At 37.5% G+C, this 1686-nt stretch carries 1 protein-coding gene; it reads right to left on the bottom strand.

Going from position 1 to position 1686, the window contains the following annotated elements; genetic code table 11:
- Window positions 1–120 precede the first annotated feature (120 nt).
- Window positions 121–1581 carry an IS1182 family transposase gene (locus tag ACE4RR_RS21410; protein WP_375537448.1) on the bottom strand — a complete coding sequence of 487 codons (1461 nt, stop codon included), beginning with the start codon at window positions 1579–1581 and terminating at the stop codon, window positions 121–123.
- Window positions 1582–1686 lie beyond the last annotated feature (105 nt).

Genomic DNA, 1686 nt, shown 5'->3' with positions numbered 1-1686 from the left:
CGAGGCTGCTGAAAAACCTGCATTTTATCTCCAACAAAAACGGAAGTTCAAAAAAGGACCCTTTTATTCCTCTATTGGAATAAAAGGGTCCTAAAATTTCAGATGTTTTGGGGTGTCTTGTTACTTTTTCTCATTCATAAGTTTGAAAATCCGTTTTATGTTGGCAACGAATATGGTGGCAGCTCCTTGCATCTTCATGCCAAATAGACCCGAAGTATTGGCTCTCCCATACCCGTGTCGTTGTTTTAATTCCGCATTTTTTGCTTCGACTTTATATCGTTTTTTCGATAATGCCTTAAATTCCTTTGTATTTTGAAAGGCTTCTTGCTCCAGGTGTTCGCTGGATTTAATCGTAACAGAATAGGATTTTGTCTTAGCCCCTTCTTTATAACAGCCTTTCCGAAGAGAACATTTTTTGCATTTTCCCACATCAAAAAAGTACTTCAATTGGGGATTTTGGGTGGTAGAATATCTTTTTTCCATCTTTTTTCTGTACGCCAAGTGTCCTGCAGGGCACGCGTACATGTCGGCATCTTTATTAAATTCAAAGTTGTCGTCTTCTTCCCGAGTTCCGCTGGAAATGACGGGATGTAATTTGGCTACTAATCGAAGATCATTTTTTTGGGAGTATTGAAGATTGTTTTTCCCAGAATACGCTTTATCACCAATGACCGTGTCTACTTCCATTCCATTTTTCCTGCTTGTCTCAACGAGTTCTTGAAAATAGTTGGCATCACTTTTTTCTCCTGTAGTCACAACGGCTGCAGTAATAATTCGTTCATCTGACATAGCCAGATGCGTTTTATAACCAAAAAAAGAATAGTCCTGTGATTTGTGTCCCTTACGAGCTTCTGGATCTGAAGAGTAGGATTTCTCTTCATCTATATCCTCCATCACTTCGTTGACTACATTTATTTTTTCTTTAATGGCGGGGATGTCACTCAATGTCGGTTGCCTCTGGATGGTTCGGATGAGTTCTTTCGTGTACATCATTTCTTCTTCTACATTTTTGGTGTTAGGCTTAGACGGAAACTGTTCTTTTATTGTTTCTTGATGGCGGTAAACGGCTTTTCGCAGGGATTTTGACTTGTCTTGAAGGTATTCTGCAGGCGATTTTGAATGAAATCGAGACGAAGTGTGAGTGGCGTCTACAATCAGAGTGGTAGACGATAGAAGATTCAGCTCCAAAGCTAGCTCCACGGTCTTTTGGACCAATATGTCCATTAAATCTTTGTCAAAAAGGCGTAATCTTCTAAACTTGGTCAACGAACTGGAATGAATAACAGGAGCTTCTGGCGTCATATCTAAAAAATATTTAAATGACAAATCAAACCTTGCCCTTTCAACAAGATCCGCATCTGACAAATCATAGATTTGTTTTAAAAGTAAGTATTTAAACATTCTTATAGGAGGTTCTGCATTTCTTCCATTATCTAAGCAATACTTCTCTTTTAACTCCTCTTCGACAAAGGAAAAATCAATGAGCTCTTTCATTTGGCGAAGAAAATTATCTTTTGGAACCACTGCATCATAAAGTTCTATATAAGGGCTTAATGTAAGGGAAGTTTGATTATTTAACACCAGAAAATCACCTCTTTTTTGTTTGATATTTATATTATATCTCACACATGAAAAAGACTAGAAAACAATTTTGTTTTCTAGCCAAAAATCGTATTTTATCGGGTA

This window comes from Alteribacillus sp. HJP-4, from assembly GCF_042139015.1.
Lineage (GTDB): Bacteria > Bacillota > Bacilli > Bacillales > Marinococcaceae > JBHIKY01.
This window is presented reverse-complemented; position numbering and strand designations above follow the sequence as displayed.